The sequence below is a fragment of the Candidatus Poriferisocius sp. genome, assembly GCF_965204015.1.
Taxonomy (GTDB): Bacteria; Actinomycetota; Acidimicrobiia; order Acidimicrobiales; family Bin134; genus Poriferisocius.
This window is the reverse complement of record NZ_OZ241965.1, coordinates 3,552,473-3,567,345: the sequence shown is the minus strand read 5'-3', so window position 1 is coordinate 3,567,345 and position 14,873 is coordinate 3,552,473. Positions and strand designations below refer to the sequence as shown.

At 63.9% G+C, this 14,873-nt stretch carries 12 protein-coding genes; 9 read left to right on the top strand and 3 right to left on the bottom strand.

Annotated elements, in window-relative coordinates; translation table 11 throughout:
• Nucleotides 1–106: 106 nt before the first annotated feature.
• Nucleotides 107–1,606 (bottom strand): AMP-binding protein, encoded by a 1,500-nt coding sequence (locus ACOGJC_RS16080; protein WP_419846009.1) that lies wholly within the window; start codon nt 1,604–1,606, stop codon nt 107–109.
• A 23-nt stretch (nt 1,607–1,629) separates the two neighbouring features.
• Between ACOGJC_RS16080 and ACOGJC_RS16075 the strand changes: the two genes are divergently transcribed.
• Nucleotides 1,630–3,261, top strand: a complete 1,632-nt coding sequence (locus ACOGJC_RS16075) for an AMP-binding protein (protein WP_419846008.1) — start codon at nt 1,630–1,632, stop codon at nt 3,259–3,261.
• 24 nt (nt 3,262–3,285) lie between these two features.
• Complete coding sequence (locus ACOGJC_RS16070; RefSeq protein ID WP_419846007.1) at nt 3,286–4,095, top strand: TauD/TfdA dioxygenase family protein; 810 nt, start codon at nt 3,286–3,288, stop codon at nt 4,093–4,095.
• On the opposite strand, the gene ACOGJC_RS16065 is transcribed toward ACOGJC_RS16070, so the two are convergent.
• Complete coding sequence (locus ACOGJC_RS16065) at nt 4,092–5,450, bottom strand: mycothione reductase (RefSeq protein ID WP_419846006.1); 1,359 nt, start codon at nt 5,448–5,450, stop codon at nt 4,092–4,094. The genes ACOGJC_RS16070 and ACOGJC_RS16065 overlap by 4 nt on opposite strands.
• 8 nt (nt 5,451–5,458) lie before the next feature.
• Entirely contained in the window at nt 5,459–6,349 is an 891-nt protein-coding gene (locus ACOGJC_RS16060) for an SDR family NAD(P)-dependent oxidoreductase (protein WP_419846005.1), read from the bottom strand.
• 59 nt (nt 6,350–6,408) lie between these two features.
• On the opposite strand from ACOGJC_RS16060, the gene ACOGJC_RS16055 reads away from it, so the two are divergent.
• The 7 genes from ACOGJC_RS16055 (at nt 6,409) to ACOGJC_RS16025 (ending at nt 14,583) form a co-directional block, all read left to right on the top strand.
• Nucleotides 6,409–7,449 carry a D-2-hydroxyacid dehydrogenase gene (locus ACOGJC_RS16055; RefSeq protein WP_419846004.1) on the top strand — a complete coding sequence of 347 codons (1,041 nt, stop codon included), beginning with the start codon at nt 6,409–6,411 and terminating at the stop codon, nt 7,447–7,449.
• A gap of 16 nt (nt 7,450–7,465) precedes the next feature.
• Nucleotides 7,466–8,368, top strand: coding sequence for an alpha/beta hydrolase (locus ACOGJC_RS16050; RefSeq protein WP_419846003.1), 903 nt, complete (start codon nt 7,466–7,468; stop codon nt 8,366–8,368).
• An 82-nt stretch (nt 8,369–8,450) separates the two neighbouring features.
• The gene (locus tag ACOGJC_RS16045) at nt 8,451–9,740 is read left to right on the top strand and encodes an ATP-binding protein (protein ID WP_419846002.1); all 1,290 of its coding nucleotides are present in this window, start codon (nt 8,451–8,453) and stop codon (nt 9,738–9,740) included.
• Between the two features lie 427 nt (nt 9,741–10,167).
• Entirely contained in the window at nt 10,168–11,157 is a 990-nt protein-coding gene (locus ACOGJC_RS16040; RefSeq protein ID WP_419846001.1) for an SMODS domain-containing nucleotidyltransferase, read from the top strand.
• Nucleotides 11,157–12,623 carry a HesA/MoeB/ThiF family protein gene (locus tag ACOGJC_RS16035; protein ID WP_419846000.1) on the top strand — a complete coding sequence of 489 codons (1,467 nt, stop codon included), beginning with the start codon at nt 11,157–11,159 and terminating at the stop codon, nt 12,621–12,623. The genes ACOGJC_RS16040 and ACOGJC_RS16035 overlap by 1 nt, the downstream gene beginning before the upstream one ends.
• 17 nt (nt 12,624–12,640) lie before the next feature.
• Nucleotides 12,641–13,129, top strand: a complete 489-nt coding sequence (locus ACOGJC_RS16030; RefSeq protein WP_419845999.1) for a Mov34/MPN/PAD-1 family protein — start codon at nt 12,641–12,643, stop codon at nt 13,127–13,129.
• Nucleotides 13,126–14,583: an SAVED domain-containing protein gene (locus ACOGJC_RS16025; RefSeq protein WP_419845998.1), complete on the top strand. Its 1,458-nt coding sequence runs from the start codon at nt 13,126–13,128 to the stop codon at nt 14,581–14,583. Before ACOGJC_RS16030 ends, ACOGJC_RS16025 begins: the two co-directional genes overlap by 4 nt.
• Nucleotides 14,584–14,873 lie beyond the last annotated feature (290 nt).

Genomic DNA, 14,873 nt, shown 5'->3' with positions numbered 1-14,873 from the left:
ACAGGCCTTGGGCAGGGTCCGGGCGGCGGGTCCTGTCGCTCTACGGCGGCACGGCGCGCGGTGGCGCCGAGTCCGCCTCCGGCGCCACCCCCCGCCCTCGGGGGACTTATTCCAACAGGTGCTTTTGGACTTTGCCTAGGGCGTTGCGGGGGAGTTCTTTGACTATGTGGAGGAGCCTTGGGTGTTTGAAGTCGGCGCATACTCCGTTTAGGTGGTTGCGCAGGTCGTCCAGCGTTGGGGACTTTCTGGAGGTGGGTACTAGCCAGGCGGTTACTAGTTCGCCCCATTCTTCGTTGGGGGTGCCGGTGATGGCTATGTCTTCTACTTCGGGGTGGGAGCGTAGGGCGTCTTCTACTTCGCGGGGGTAGACGTTTAGGCCTCCGGAGATGATGAGTTCTTTGGCTCGGCCTTGCAGTCTTAGGTAGCCGTCTTCGTCGAACTCGCCTAGGTCGCCGGTGTGGAACCAGCCATTTTCGTCGAAGGCCTCTTCGGTGGCGTCGGGGCGGCGCCAGTAGCCGGCGAAGACGTTGGGGCCCCGCACCAATACCTCGCCACTGTCGGGGGCTAACCGCAGCTCTACGCCGGGGAGGGGGAATCCCACTGCTCCGGCTCGGCGTTCCTCGTCGTAGGGGTTGGACACCAGCATGATGGTCTCGGTCATGCCGTAGCGCTCCAGCACGCGGACTCCAGCAGCCTCTTCGAGGCGGCGGTGTTGATCAGCGGACAGGGGGGCGGAGCCGGCTACGCAGAGCCTGAGCCGGGAGAGTTCTCCCACCCTGGGCGACTGGGCCAGGCGGGTGTACATGGTGGGCACGCCGAAGAACAGGGTGGCGTCGTGAGCTTGGGCGGCGTCCAGCACGGCGTCGGGGGAGAACCCGTCGAGCAGTACCGCCGAGGCGCCGGTCAACAGCGTGCCGTGCAGCCCCACGCCCAAACCGTGCATGTGGAACAGGGGGAGGGCCAGAACCAGGCGATCGTCGGGCGTCCACCGCCAGGCAATGCGGACCGACTCGGCTCCGGCCAGCAGGTTTCCGTGGGTCAGCACCGCCCCCTTGGGCACCCCGGTGGTGCCCGAGGTGTAACCCAGCAGCGCGGGATCGCCGCTGGATAGCTGGTCGAGGCTGGGGGCCGTTCCCTCGTCGATGTCCAGCCGGGGGGAGACCACGGTCATCTCGGGGGCTAGCTCGGCCAGCCACCGCACCCATTCGGGCCTGTCCACCACCGCAGCTCGAGGATCGGCGTCGCCCACGATGTGGGCTAGCTCGGCCTGCTGGTAGGCCCCGTTTACCGGCACCACGATCAGCCCCAGCCGCAACGCAGCCACATGGGCCACCACCAAATCGACCGACGCCGCCGCCGAGAGGATGATCCGGTCGCCCTTGCGCAGGCCTGCCCCGTAGAGCCGCCCGGCTGCGGCCTTCGTACGCTGGGCCAGGTCGCCCCTTGTAATCCATCCGGTTCCCGCGTCCCACAATGTCGGCTTGGAGGCGCCGGTAGCCCAGCGCTTGCTCCAGGCTGCTGGCAGGCTGACTTCGTCCAGCAAGTCCACGTCATCGGGGTCGACCCCCCTAGGGAAGTGGACAGCATCGGCTCGGGCGGTGCTCACGACTCACGATAATGTCACTCCCCGTGCCCTTGAACCTGGCCACAGCGTGGGAAGCGGCTGCGGAGGTGGTGCCGGACGCTGACGCGGTGGTGTGCGATCCGGTGACCCGGACGTGGCGGGAGTTCGAGGATCGGGCTGCTCGGCTGGCGGCGGCGCTGGAGGAACTCGGCATCGGTGCGGGCGACAACGTGGGGTTGTACCTGTACAACGGCAATCCCTACTCCGAGATCACCTTCGGGTCGTTCAAGGCCCGGGTTGCTCCCTGCAACGTGAACTACCGATACCTGGCGGGGGAGTTGCGCCATCTGCTGGAGGACGCTGACGCCAAGGCGGTGTTCTTCTCTCCCGAGCTAGCCGACCGGGTGGACGAGGCCAGGGGTGACCTTCCCTTGTTACGGGCGGCCATCCAGGTGGGCGAGCCAGGCGATCCGGTTCCCGACTGGGCGCTGGACTACGAGCAGGTGATCGCCGGCCACGACCCGGCCCCGCCCATCGACCGCAGCCCCGACGACCTGTGGATCCTCTACACCGGCGGCACCACCGGCAATCCCAAAGGGGTCATGTGGCCCCACAGCTCGGTGATCGGCGCCATGGCCCCCAACTTCAAGGCGCTGAGGCTGCCGGTCCCGGAGAACCTGGAGCAGGTCAAATCCAACATCGCGGCCATCTACGACAGCAACCGGGTGACCCGTCAGCTCGCCGCCTCTCCGCTGATGCACGGCACGGCCAGCATCGTGTCGCTGGCCACCTTCACCCAGGGCGGGGCGGTGATCACCATGGCCGAGCGCAGCTTCGACGCCGACGCGCTGTGGCGCTGTGTGGAGCGCGACCGGGCATCGGTGCTCACCATCGTGGGCGATGCCTTCGGACGGCCCATGGCCGAGGCGTTGGACGCAGCCGCCGACCGAGGCGAGCCCTACGACCTGTCGTCGGTGTTCATGATCATGTCGTCGGGGGTGATCTGGAGCCAGCCGGCGAAAGAGGCCTTACTGGTGCACAAGAACATGAAGCTGGTGGACTCTCTGGGCTCCAGCGAGGGCACCGGCACCGGCATGAGGATCAGCGACCGAGAGGGCGGGTCGGCCACCGCTCGGTTCACGCTGGGGGAGAACGCCGCGGTGTTCGACGAAAACGGCCAGCCGGTGGAGCCCGGCTCAGGACAGCAGGGCATGGTGGCCGTGGGCGGTCCCATCCCCATCGGCTACTACAAAGACCCGGTGAAAACGGCGGCCACGTTCCGCACCATTGGCGGGAGGCGCTGGTCGGTACCCGGCGATTGGGCCACCGTGGAGGCCGACGGCACCATCACGTTGTTGGGCCGGGGTTCGGCCTGCATCAACAGCGCGGGGGAGAAGATCTACCCCGAGGAGGTCGAGGAGGCGGTCAAAGCCCATCCTGCGGTGGCCGACTGCCTGGTGGTGGGAGTGCCCGACCCCAAATGGGGCGAGGCGGTGACCGCGGTGGTGCAGATGGCCGGCGATCCGGCATCTCAGGCGGTGGGCGACGACGAAGTTATTGCCGATGCCCGCACCCGCTTGGCCGCCTACAAGCTCCCCAAGTCTCTCGTCCGGAGCGATGCCGTCCAGCGGGGGGCCAACGGCAAGCCCGACTACCAGTGGGCCAAGCAGGTCGCGCTCGACTCGCTGTCGCAGTAGGCCCCGATCTGAAAACATGGGGCCATGAGCATCAAAGTGACTGCGCTTCCGGCGGCTTTGGGCGCCACGGTGGAGGGACTCGATACCGATCACCTCGACGACGGGGTGGCGGCCGAGTTGCGGGAGGCGTTCTGGGCCCACAAAGTGCTGTTTTTCCCCCGGATTCACCTGACCGACGACCAGCATGTGGCCTTGGGCTCGCTGTTCGGCGACCTAGAGGCGGTGAGCAACGACGACACCGACCATCGCTACCACCACACGGTGGACGATGAGGGCAAAATCCTGGTGCTGGACAGCTCCAACGAATATTCGCGGGCCAATTTCTGGCACACCGACGTGACCTTTGCCCGCCAGCCCCCGCTGGGGTCGCTGCTGTCGATGAAGGAGTCCCCGCCCTCGGGCGGCGACACCATGTGGGTGAACACCCAGGCCGCCTACGAGGGGCTGTCCGATCCCATCAAAGCGGCCATCGACGGGATCACCGCCCGCCACGGCCGGGCCGGGTTGACCGAATTCACCGACCACCCGGCGGTGACCGTCCACCCCGAAACCGGCAATCGCATCTTGTTTGTGAACCGGGGATGGACATCGTCGCTCAATGGGATGAGCCACCTGGAGAGCAGGGGCTTGCTCACCTTGCTGTGCGACCACATGGAGCGCCCTGAGTACACCGTGAGATGGCGGTGGAGCGACGGCGACGCCGCCTTGTGGGACAACCGCTGCACCATGCACTACGCCATCGACGACTACGGCGCCGACCACCGCCGCATTCATCGGGTGACCATCTACGACCCCACCGGCACCGGGCCGGTGGCGGCCACGCCGACGGCCTAGAGCTCCAGCAGCGCCTGTTCGACCACCTCGGTCAGCGCGGGGTGGATGTAGAGCTGCCCCCGGGCCATCTCGTCGACGGTGAGGCCGAACTGCATTCCCAGGATGAGCTGCTGGATAAGGGTGGGGGCTTGGGGGCCGATGATGTGGGCGCCGAGCAACCGGCGGCTCTCGGGATCGGCCAGCACCTTGGCGAAGCTGGTGGTGTCCTCCATGGCCCAGCCGTAGGCGGTGTCGCTGTAGGGGCGGACCGCTTTCAGATAAGGCCGCCCCTCGGCCCGCAGGGCTTGTTCGGTGGCTCCCACCGCAGCCACCTGGGGATGGGCGAACACCGCGTGGGGGATGCCGGAGTGATCGGGCGCCCGCAGATCGTCGGGATGGGCGATGTTGTGGGCCACGGCCCGGGTGTCCTCATTGGCGGTGTGCTTGAGCTGGGCGGCGTGGCAGATGTCGCCCAGCGCCCATACCCCCTCCACTGCGGTGCGCAGGTACTGGTCGGTCACCACGTAGCCGGCGTCGTCTAGTTCGACCCCAGACTGGGTCACGCCCAGCTGCTCGCCGTTGGGCACCCTGCCGGTGGCCACCAGCAGCACGTCGCCGGTCACATCCCGGGATTCGGTGCGCACGGTGATCTGCGAATTGTCCTGGGACACACCGACGATGGGGGATCCCAACGCGCAGTCCATGCGCTGGCCCACGATGTCGGTGAAGGCGGCGGACACGTCCTCGTCCTCGGCCCGCAGCAGTCGCTCCGAGCGGTTCACGATGGTCACCGAAACCCCCATGGCATCGAACACGTGGCCCAGCTCAGCGGCGATATAGCCCCCGCCCAAGATCACCAGCCGCTCGGGCAGCACCTCGAGGCGCATGACAGTGTCGGAGGTGTGGTAGGGCACGTCGGCCAATCCGGGGATCGGGGGGATGAACGGACGGGCGCCGGCGGCCAGCACGATGTGGTCGCCGGTGAGCTGCTGCCCATTCACCTCAAGGGTCTTGTGGCCGACAAACCGGGCATCGCCGTTGAACACGGTCACGTTGTCGAGGCTGTGGCGGTAGTCCTCGCCGCCTTGGGCAATGGGATCAATGCGCCCGAACACCCGGCCCACGATCTCGGGCCAGCGCACCTCGTCGAGCGTGGTGTCCACCCCCAAGTGACCCGTGTGGCCTGCTTGGTGGGCCATGTCGGCGGCGTACACGAACATCTTCGAGGGGATGCAGCCCCGGTTGAGGCAGGTGCCGCCGAATACGTCTCGTTCGATCAGCGCCACCCGCCAATCGTCGAAATCTGGGGTGAGGACGCTGTTGCCCGACCCGGTGCCCACCACCACCAGGTCGAAATGCTCAGGGGATTCAGCCATAGGCGGGATCAGCCGTCCTGGGGTGGCCCTTTGGCGGTTTGGTCTTCGTCGATGAGCTGGCCCCGGAAACTGGGGTTGCGGCCCTTTTGGATGTCCTCGTGGCGCTGCATGATGGCGGGGGCGTACACGTAGTCGGTCCAGATGTAGAACTGGTTGTCGATCACCGCGTTGTACACCAGCTCGGCCACCTGGGGCGGCTGCACCGCATCCTCATAGATGGCCATCATCATCTGCATCCGCTCCTCGTCCTCAGGGGTGGGGTCGGGCGGGATGATCGGCGAGCGCAGCGTCTCCGGGCGATTGCGCTCGGAGTTGATGATGTTGGTGCGCACCAGCCCGGGGCACAGCACTGATACGCCGACGGTCGAGCCGCTTTCCTGAAGCTCGTGGTAGAGCGTCTCGGACATGGTCACCACCGCGTGCTTGGTGGCGTTGTAGGGGCCGATGTTGGGATACGAGGTGTGGCCGGCGACCGAGCCGGTGTTCACGATGTGGCCGTCACCGTGCTCCATGAGATGGGGCAGAAACACCCGGAGGCCGTGGATCACGCCCCACAGGTTCACCCCGAGCACCCACTGCCAGTCGGCGGTGGTCAGGGTGTGCATCAACCCGCCGGCGCCCACCCCGGCGTTATTGCACACCACGTTGACCTGCCCGAACCGGGAGAAAGCGGCCTCGGCCAGCTCGTCCATGTCGCGCTCCGAGCTCACGTCGGTGAGCACGCCCACCGCGTCGACGCCGGCGTCGTTCATCTCGGCCACCGCTGCGTCCATGGCGGGGCCTTCCACGTCGGCGATCATGATGCGAGCCCCAGCCGCCCCGAATCGGTCGGCCATGGCCCGGCCCATGCCGCTGGCCCCGCCCGTTATGACTGCTGCTTTGCCCTCAAGAGTGTCCATGAGCCGACGCTACCGCCTGCTTGCGGTGGGAAGCGGTGTCGGAAACTAGGGTTCCCGCCGTGAGCACAGTCAACGCCGTTGTTATGTACCCGCTGGCGATGGATGAGGCGGAGCTTGAGGATCTGCACCGGCGGTTCCACGGTGTGAAGTTCGCCAACATTCCCTACTTCGAGCCCCACGGGTTGCGGGATGCCAAGGCCAAGGGGCGGGTTACCGAGGAGTTGCTGGCCACCGCGCCGGCGCTGTCGGATGCGGAGCGGGCAACAATCGCCGACGCCGAAGTGCTGATGGCCCTGGACCTGCCCCCGGGGATTCGAGACTGGGCGCCTCGGCTGCGGTGGGTGCAGGCCATTGGGGCGGGGATTGGGCAACTGGAGCCGGCTGAGCTCAAGGCCAAGGGCATCGTGCTGACCAATGCCGCTGGGGTGGCCTCTGCCCCGATCGCCGAGTTCGCCGTGGGGCGGTTGTTGGAGGTGTGGAAGGACATTCGGGTGCTGGAGCGCCAGCAGAAGGAACACCACTGGCAGATGCATCAGGGGCTGTTGGTGAAGGGGAAGACCATCGGCATCGTGGGCTTGGGGGCCATCGGCCGGGACGTGGCCCGTCGGGCCAAGGCATTTGAGACCACCGTGCTGGGCAACCGCCGCTCGGCCCGGCCGGGCGACACCGATCCCGATGTCGATGAGCTTTACAGCCTCGATGGGCTCGATGAGATGCTGGCGCGATGCGACGCGGTGGTGTTGTCCGCTCCGCAGACCCCCGAAACCATCGATTTGTTCGACGCCGAGCGCTTGGCACGGCTCAAGCCGGGAGCGGTGCTGGTGAACGTGGGCCGGGGGTCGATCATCGACGAGGCCGCTTTGGTGGCCGCGCTGGAATCGGGCCAAGTGGGGGCCGCGGTGCTTGACGTGACCCGAGAGGAGCCGCTGCCGGCCGACAGCCCGCTGTGGGATGCGCCCAACATGTATCTGTCGCCCCACTGCTCCACGGCCCGAGAGGGCTACAACGAAGCTCTGATGGTGTTGTTCTGCGACAATCTGGAACGCTTTCTGGCCAACGAGCCGCTACGCAACGTGGTAGACCCCGACCGGGGCTACTGAGAACAGGGAGAAAAACATGCCGTCAGACGCCTACAACGCCGCGGTCGCCGCTCTCAGGCAGCAGATGCAAGCTGCTGCGGCTGCCCCACCACCTGACTTGGCGACGACCCGGGCCGGATTTGAGACGGCCTACAGCTCGATGCCCGTTGCCGACGGGGTGAGCTTTGCGCCGGTGGATGCCGGAGGGGTTCCCGCCGAGTGGGTGACGCCCGCCGAGGTGGAGGGCAACCGGGCGATCATTTACTTGCATGGCGGCGGCTATGTGGTGGGCAACCTGAACACCCATCGCCACGTGGTCAGCCGCTTGGCGGCGGAGGCCAAGGCCCGGCTGTTGAACGTGGACTACCGCCTTGCCCCCGAGAATCCTTACCCGGCCGCGCTGGACGACGCCGTGGCCGCGTGGCAATGGCACCTAGCCAATGGGGGAGAGGCGGCCCACACCGCCATCAGCGGCGACTCTGCCGGCGGGGGACTGACCATCGCGCTGTGCATGAAGCTGCGGGACGAGGGCCTGGAGCAGCCCGCCTGCGCCGCCCCCATCTCGCCGTGGACCGACTTGACCTTCTCGGGCGATTCCATGACCGAGCGGGCCGAGCGCGATCCCATGCTGGCCGGGGCCGACTCCCTGCATGGCATGGTCATGTCCTACGCGCAAAGCGTTGACGCCACCGATCCCTACGTCTCCCCGGTGTTCGGCACCTTCGACAACTTGGCCCCCATGATGATCCAGGTGGGCACTGAGGAGGTGCTCTACGACGACAGCACCCGGGTGGTCAAGGGCATCGAGAACGCCAACGGCTCCGTGGAGTTCCGCCCCTGGCAGGACATGATGCATGTCTGGCACCTCTTGGCCAGCATCGCCCCCGAAGCCGAAGAAGGCATCGCCGAGATGGCGGAGTACATCTCAACCCGCACCTGATGCGGTAATGAGGCGGCAAATGTAACATTTTACGAGCGAGATTTATAACATTATCTCTGCTGTAAATGCTACAATTTATGTCATGCCGACCACGCTAACCCCTGCGGGTTATGTCGAGCGGATCGCTGACCAGGAGATTGCTGAAGCCCTGGAGAGCGCCCCGGTATTGGTAATCGAAGGGGCAAAGGCATGCGGCAAGACGTGGTCCGGGAGAAACCTTGCTTGTAGTGAGGCCTCATTTGAGCAGGATGAGCAGGCGCGGACCCAAGCCCGGTTGTTGCCCCGGCAGTTCTTGGAGGGTCCAGAACCACGGCTGATCGATGAGTGGCAGATCGTCCCGGAGGTTTGGAACAGCATCCGTCACATGGCCGATGAGGAGCGCCGCAACGGGAGGTTCATCCTCACCGGCACGGCCCGACCGACTGACGACGGCATTCGCCATTCGGGGGCCGGGCGCATTATGCGCATTCGCCTGCGCCCGATGTCGCTCTTCGAATCAGGGGCATCCACCGGGGATGTCTCACTCACAGGCCTTGTGAACGGCGAGGACTGCTCCGCTGATCGCCCCGAGATCGGAGTGCCCGAGGTGGTCCAGGAGCTCTGCCGAGGCGGGTGGCCTGAGCATCTCGGCCTGCCACCCGTGCAGGCCCAGCGTCGTCTGCGTTCCTATTTGAACGAGATTGCCCAAGTTGACGTCTCGCAAGTCAGCTACAAGGGAAGGCGTCGAGACGCTCAAAAGGTTGGACGACTCCTCGTTTCCCTGGCTCGGAACACCGCGACAACAGCATCAGTGGCGAAATTGGCATCCGATACCGCGGTTAGCTCGGACAACAGCACTGCTCAAGACCAGCGAACAGCCGCCGCTTCCTTGGAAGATCTCGAATCGCTGTTCGTGGTAGAGGATGTTCCCGCTTGGGCGGCCAATCTCAGATCCCGGGCTCGATTGCAACAAGCTCCCAAGCGGCACTTCGTCGACCCCTCGCTGGCTGCGGCGGCGCTGCGCGCCGGACCAGAGCGTCTGCTGGGAGACCTCAAGACGCTGGGCTTCTTGTTCGAGTCGCTCGTATTGCGCGATCTGCGCATCTACGCCCAGGCCAGCGAAGCGGCGGTCTGGCACTTCAGGGATTCCCACGGCAATGAGATAGACGCCATCGTGGACTGGGGAGACGGCAGGTGGATGGCGGTGGAAGTCAAACTCGGATCAATGGACGCCATCGACGAAGCCGCCGACACCCTCAACCGAGGGTGTGAAAAAGTGGACTACGACCTGACCGGCCCTCCCGCTCGCAAATTGGTGATCACTGCCAGCGGCTACAGCTATGACCGACCCGATGGGGTGTCGGTCTGTCCCCTTACCGCACTGGCCGTATAAGTAGTTCATCTCATTTTGGCTGGGACCATGGCGACTTAGGGTGTCTGCCAACCCCACGAGCAACACAGGGAAACCCGGAGGCGACAGCAGAGTGGCGCCCCGTACACAACAGGCCGCAGCGCTTCCTGTCCTAGCCGAATACGGCCGGCCAATAGTCCGCGTTCCGCTGAGGAAGCGGCAGTCGGCGGAATCTGGGAGCTACAGACCAGTGCACCGGAAATTGTCTGGTCTCTCCGAGAGGGTGCCGCAGCACGTGACTTGCGTATCGTCTGACCCAGCGCGGTAGGAGCACCCATTCCAGACCGAAGAGGTGTTGTCACCTGCAGGAGGAACTGTCACCGTTCGCCGGTATCCTTGCCTAGTTACATTATTGGAACTTGCCTCGCGCAGCAACAACCCGTTCGAGGCCCACATCTGAAAGAAAAAGATGGCCAACCTGATCACACAATTCACAGCAGCGAAGTCGCGAGTGGAGGCGACCGAAGCTGACAAAGCTAATGCTGCGTCGGCCCACCAAGAAGTTCGTGCCCATCTCGAATCAGATCAGTTGCTTCAGGCTTGGGGGATCGACACGGTGTTGATAGGCAGCTACAAGCGGCATGTCGCCATCCGAAGAGTTAAAGACGTCGATATTCTGTCAAAGCTGCCCCAGATACCGGCTGACGTAGACCCGAGGCACCTGTTGGAGCATTTGGAGGGCGTGCTCCGTGGTGCATATGGCCAAAGTCTTGTAGAGGGCCAAGACCGCTCGGTGAAGGTCGACTTCCCACAGTATGGGCTCGCTGTAGACGCTGTGCCCGCGCGCCCGCACTCGGGGGGAATCGGCTACCTCGAGATTCCTGACAGATCAGGAGGCTGGGAACTGACCAACCCCGAATACCTCACAACGCTGACCACGGCTATGAATGAACGATACGAGGAGGAGTATGTGCCGCTGGTCAAATTCGTTCGCCAGGCCCGCCGATACCACCTCGGCGATGCCCGACCGGGAGGGTTCTATTTCGAGATCCTCTGTTACCACGCCGCCGGTAGAGGCCTGACCGGATCAAGTATGGCTGAGCTGTTCACCTCATCTCTGCGGAGCATCGCTGGCCAACTGCAGGATGCTGTCTCGGGTAGCCCGCCGGCGGACCCAACCATACCGGGAGCTTATATTCATACAAACGCCACCGACGCTCAACTGCAGGCCGCCGCCGCGACTTACACGAGCCTCGCCTCCAAAGCTGAGACCGCCCTAGGCGCCGAGCTTTGCGAATCCGCGAGGGGTTTCCGGGCAATCTTGGGAAAGAATGGCGACAGCGAATGGGTTTTGGAGATGCCAGCCACATGCAACGAGGACGGTACAGCAAAGTCATTACACGGCTTATCGAAGGGGGACCGCACCATCCCGGCAGGCGGCGACCGACGTTTCGCCTGATGAGCACCATCGCCGAGAGCATCGCCGCGGCACGAGAGGCGTTCATTGAGGAGCTCTGTGTCCGAGGGTTCTCGCTGCGAGATGATTGCCACACGTTGGTCGGAGATATTGATGTCGGTGGGTCTCCCGTACAGCACCAAATCCTGCTGTCTGACAATTTCCCCATCACAAGGCCGCGTGTGCTGGCCCCGGAAAGCGAAAACGGCCCCTCGTGGCACCAGGAGCGCGATGGTGGGCTCTGCCTGTGGTCTGATGAAGAAGTATCTGACCTACCCTGGACTGACGTAGATTGCGTGATTGAGCGAGTGTCTCAGTGGCATGCCGCTAGCGCCGCTGGTTGGCCGGATGAACCTCCCGACCTCGACTTGGAGAGATACTGGCCAAGAGACCGCTCCAAGCTGTTCATGTACCCGGATCTCGAACCCCTTACGGGCAAGCCGTGCAAAGCGCAGAAGAAGCTGAAGGGGCAGTCCAATATCTGGGAGGTCTCGGAGGGTAATGCACCGCGAAAACAGCGCTTCTTCAGCGTCGCTGTCATCGACTTAGGCGAGCTGGATCGTCCTGTGCGTTCCTTTGACGAGATCGCTGGTCTGCTGGGCGACGACGAGGCAGCAAATATACGGGCCGGAATCGAGGGGAATCGGGTCAAAGCGCTTATGGTCCGATATCGGCGAGGAGGTCACGAAGCAGCGGTTGGCCTTGTCGTTGAGAAAAGCGACCCTGAGCAGTTATATGCCGTCCGTGCCGCGCACATGGGCGATTCCACCCTGCGTCTGAGGGCAGGACTGGACGCCGAAGCGCTGGCCTCGAAGTCAGCCGCAATAGTTGGCATGGGAGCCATCGGCTCGATTGTCGCCGAGTTGCTTGCCCGCTCCGGAATCGGAGCTCTGACTCTGGTCGACGATGACTTGGTGATGCCAGGGAACTGCATCCGACATGTAGCCACTCATGAGGCGGTCGGGCGTGCCAAGCCCGAGGCCGTCAAAGACCACCTGGTCAAGAGAGGAATCACTACTGAAGAGGCCATCACGCCCCTCAACGCGTCACTTGAGTCCGTCGACAACGCTGAGTGGATCTTTGGCAATCACGACATCGTGATCGACGCAACAGGCAACGGCCCGGCCACAGCACTCATCTGCACCGCCTCCAAAATCCTAGGCAAACCCTCAATCACGGTCTGCCTGCAGCGAAATGGAACAGTCGCACGTGTCGACAGGTTCCCGTTAGGCGACGGGGAGGCCCATGACGACCCGCTGCCGCCAGGGGGGCCCAGGGTTGAGCTGCGCGAGGCGGGATGCGGAGACCCCGTTTCTCCTGCACCGCCGTGGGCTTGCGCGGCGGCTGCGGCGCGGGCAGCGGGAATGGCCGCCGACCTGCTCTCCGGGCGCTCCACCTGCCCCCCTACAATGATCGATGAGCTGATCCGTGAACCTGGTAGCGCATCAGTTGCCGGAGCAACACATTGAGTCGTCAACCTTGCCGTGTGGTAGTGGAATCGTCGGCCTGGCGAGACGTTGTGGCGGCTGTCTCGCGGCAGCCGGAAACAGAGTCGGGAGGCATTCTGTTGGGTTGCCGCCACAGCACAGGCGTATACGTTTCTGAGTTCATCGAAGTGCTCGACCGAGCCTCAACCCGCTCCAGTTACGTGCGCAATTCCGCCGCAGCGACCAAAGAGTTGGAAAGCCGCGTCAGAGAGCTGCCTGAGGAGGCACTCCCTGGCTACGTAGGCGAATGGCACACACACCCCGAGCGCCAAGGCCCCAGCCGCACCGACCGCAATCAGATCAAGCAGATCTCGCAGCACAGCGAAGGTGAGATCGCCCTCGTCGTCATCGTCCACCACCCCCATACTGCCCAATGGTCACCCGTAGTGATCTGCGCCAAATCTGGCAGAACCCGCCAAGCAGTTATTGAAGTACAGACCGCTGGCGATCCCTCAGCGGGGCAGGACAAATTAGGAGGACCGCAGTGAATGTCCCGGCAAAGCGCGCCCAGCCTGCATCGCAAATCGAAGGCCACTACTACCAGCATCTTGTTGCCTGGTCAGAGGCCCTCAACTCCCTAAGGCCAAACAACAACGCCGCTGGCATCACAGTTGAGCATCCCGCCGCCGGGAATGTGGACGATATAGTCATCCACCTGCTAACCGGCCTTCACCGCTATATCCAGGTCAAGCACGCAGTTGACGCCACGACCCCTGTCGGTAGCAAGTGGTTCATGGCCAGCAGAACAAGCAAACCGGGTTCTCTCAGTCTCTTGCAGAAGTTCCACCGCAGCTGGCACAACCTCACCCAACAGGGAATACGACCCGAACTCCGATTGGTCACTGACCGGGACATTGACCCTGCCGACCCTGTCGCGAGTCGGATTGTTCGGTACACCGGACTACTTGTCCCCGGCATCTGCAACACCGCGGCAGCGCAAGAACGAGCGCTCTGGGCTAAGCACTTGGATGTCACTGAAGACGAGCTCGTCGAGTTCCTGCGCAGCCTGCGGGTCGAAACCGGCAGATCAATTGGGTTGGAAAAAGAACGCGCCACGACCTTGATGTACGCCATGGGCCTAAACGACACCCCCTCGGCCCTCGACTCGGCCGTTGCCTTGGTACGGGACTGGGTTCTGCGCGATGAACGTACGCTTACTCCCGACTACGTATTGAAATGGGCGCAAGAACGTGTGGGACGTCGGACAGAACAGGGTGCGGTGGTTGTCATCGACGGCATCGACTATGACCCTCATCCCGAAGACGCCGACGAACACATTTGTTTCGTCGATCAATACCTTGGTGACGAACCTTTCGGCCGCCGGCAACTGCGCGATCCAGGCCACTGGCCACACATTCAGTTCCAGATCGAAGAAGCGGCAGGGAGGCTTCGCGGTACAGGAATACGGCGAGTTTTGGTGCGCGGCGCGATGCGGCTACCCACCTGGTTCGTCGCAGGAGCGGCATTCCGCGAAGTGAGCGGCTTTGATGCCGCTGGAGTACAGAGAGGCGACATCTGGTCAAGCGAGAAACTGGAGCCAGCCGTCACAGTCCAGACTGAGACCATTCCATTGGATGCCGGGCCAGACGTCGCAGTAGCCATTGGGGTGGCCGCCGATCCGACAGATGAAGTCCGTAGCCACATAATTTCTGCCGGTTTGCCGGTTCGTGACCTGATCTCCATTCTCCCAGTAAGCGGGCCGAACCCCGCCGCCATCCCCGACGGGCCAACCGCCGCTGCAATAGCGGTAGCCGCCCGCAATGCCGCCCGCGATCTGCTCGCATCCGCACCGACCACAGCGAATATCCACCTATTCTTGGCCACGCCCGGAGCCCTGGCGCTCCTACTCGGCCACCGATGGAACGCCATGCGCCCGACCACAATCTACGAGCACCTTGGAACGGGCAGGGGATACACACCGACCTTCCGCGTTGCTGGCTAGCCGAAATAGCCTAAACATCCAGTTCTGCTAGCAGGTTCCGCGCTATAAGAAGGCACGAGGACTTGGCGTTTGCGTCCATGCTCCCTTCGGTGGGGAACTCACGGCGAGGTCACCCCACCCCTGAGGTTTGCGGGAACCCGCGCTCTGGCACCTGGTCTTTTCTATGATTCCATTTCGGTGGCAGAACTTCATTCTCCTGGTGGCAATCTGGTTGGTGTGGTCATGACGATTAATGGTGGTGCTGGGTGAATTGGCCTCTGGATTGGCGGCTTGGAGTCCCTGTGATTGGC

Coding starts and splice junctions, on each gene's coding strand:
- ACOGJC_RS16060 (WP_419846005.1), bottom strand. CDS start 6,349: ATGGACACTCTTGAGGGCAAAGCAGCAGTCATAACGGGCGGGGCCAGC.
- ACOGJC_RS16065 (WP_419846006.1), bottom strand. CDS start 5,450: ATGGCTGAATCCCCTGAGCATTTCGACCTGGTGGTGGTGGGCACCGGG.
- ACOGJC_RS16070 (WP_419846007.1), top strand. CDS start 3,286: ATGAGCATCAAAGTGACTGCGCTTCCGGCGGCTTTGGGCGCCACGGTG.
- ACOGJC_RS16040 (WP_419846001.1), top strand. CDS start 10,168: ATGGCCAACCTGATCACACAATTCACAGCAGCGAAGTCGCGAGTGGAG.
- ACOGJC_RS16045 (WP_419846002.1), top strand. CDS start 8,451: ATGCCGACCACGCTAACCCCTGCGGGTTATGTCGAGCGGATCGCTGAC.
- ACOGJC_RS16035 (WP_419846000.1), top strand. CDS start 11,157: ATGAGCACCATCGCCGAGAGCATCGCCGCGGCACGAGAGGCGTTCATT.
- ACOGJC_RS16050 (WP_419846003.1), top strand. CDS start 7,466: ATGCCGTCAGACGCCTACAACGCCGCGGTCGCCGCTCTCAGGCAGCAG.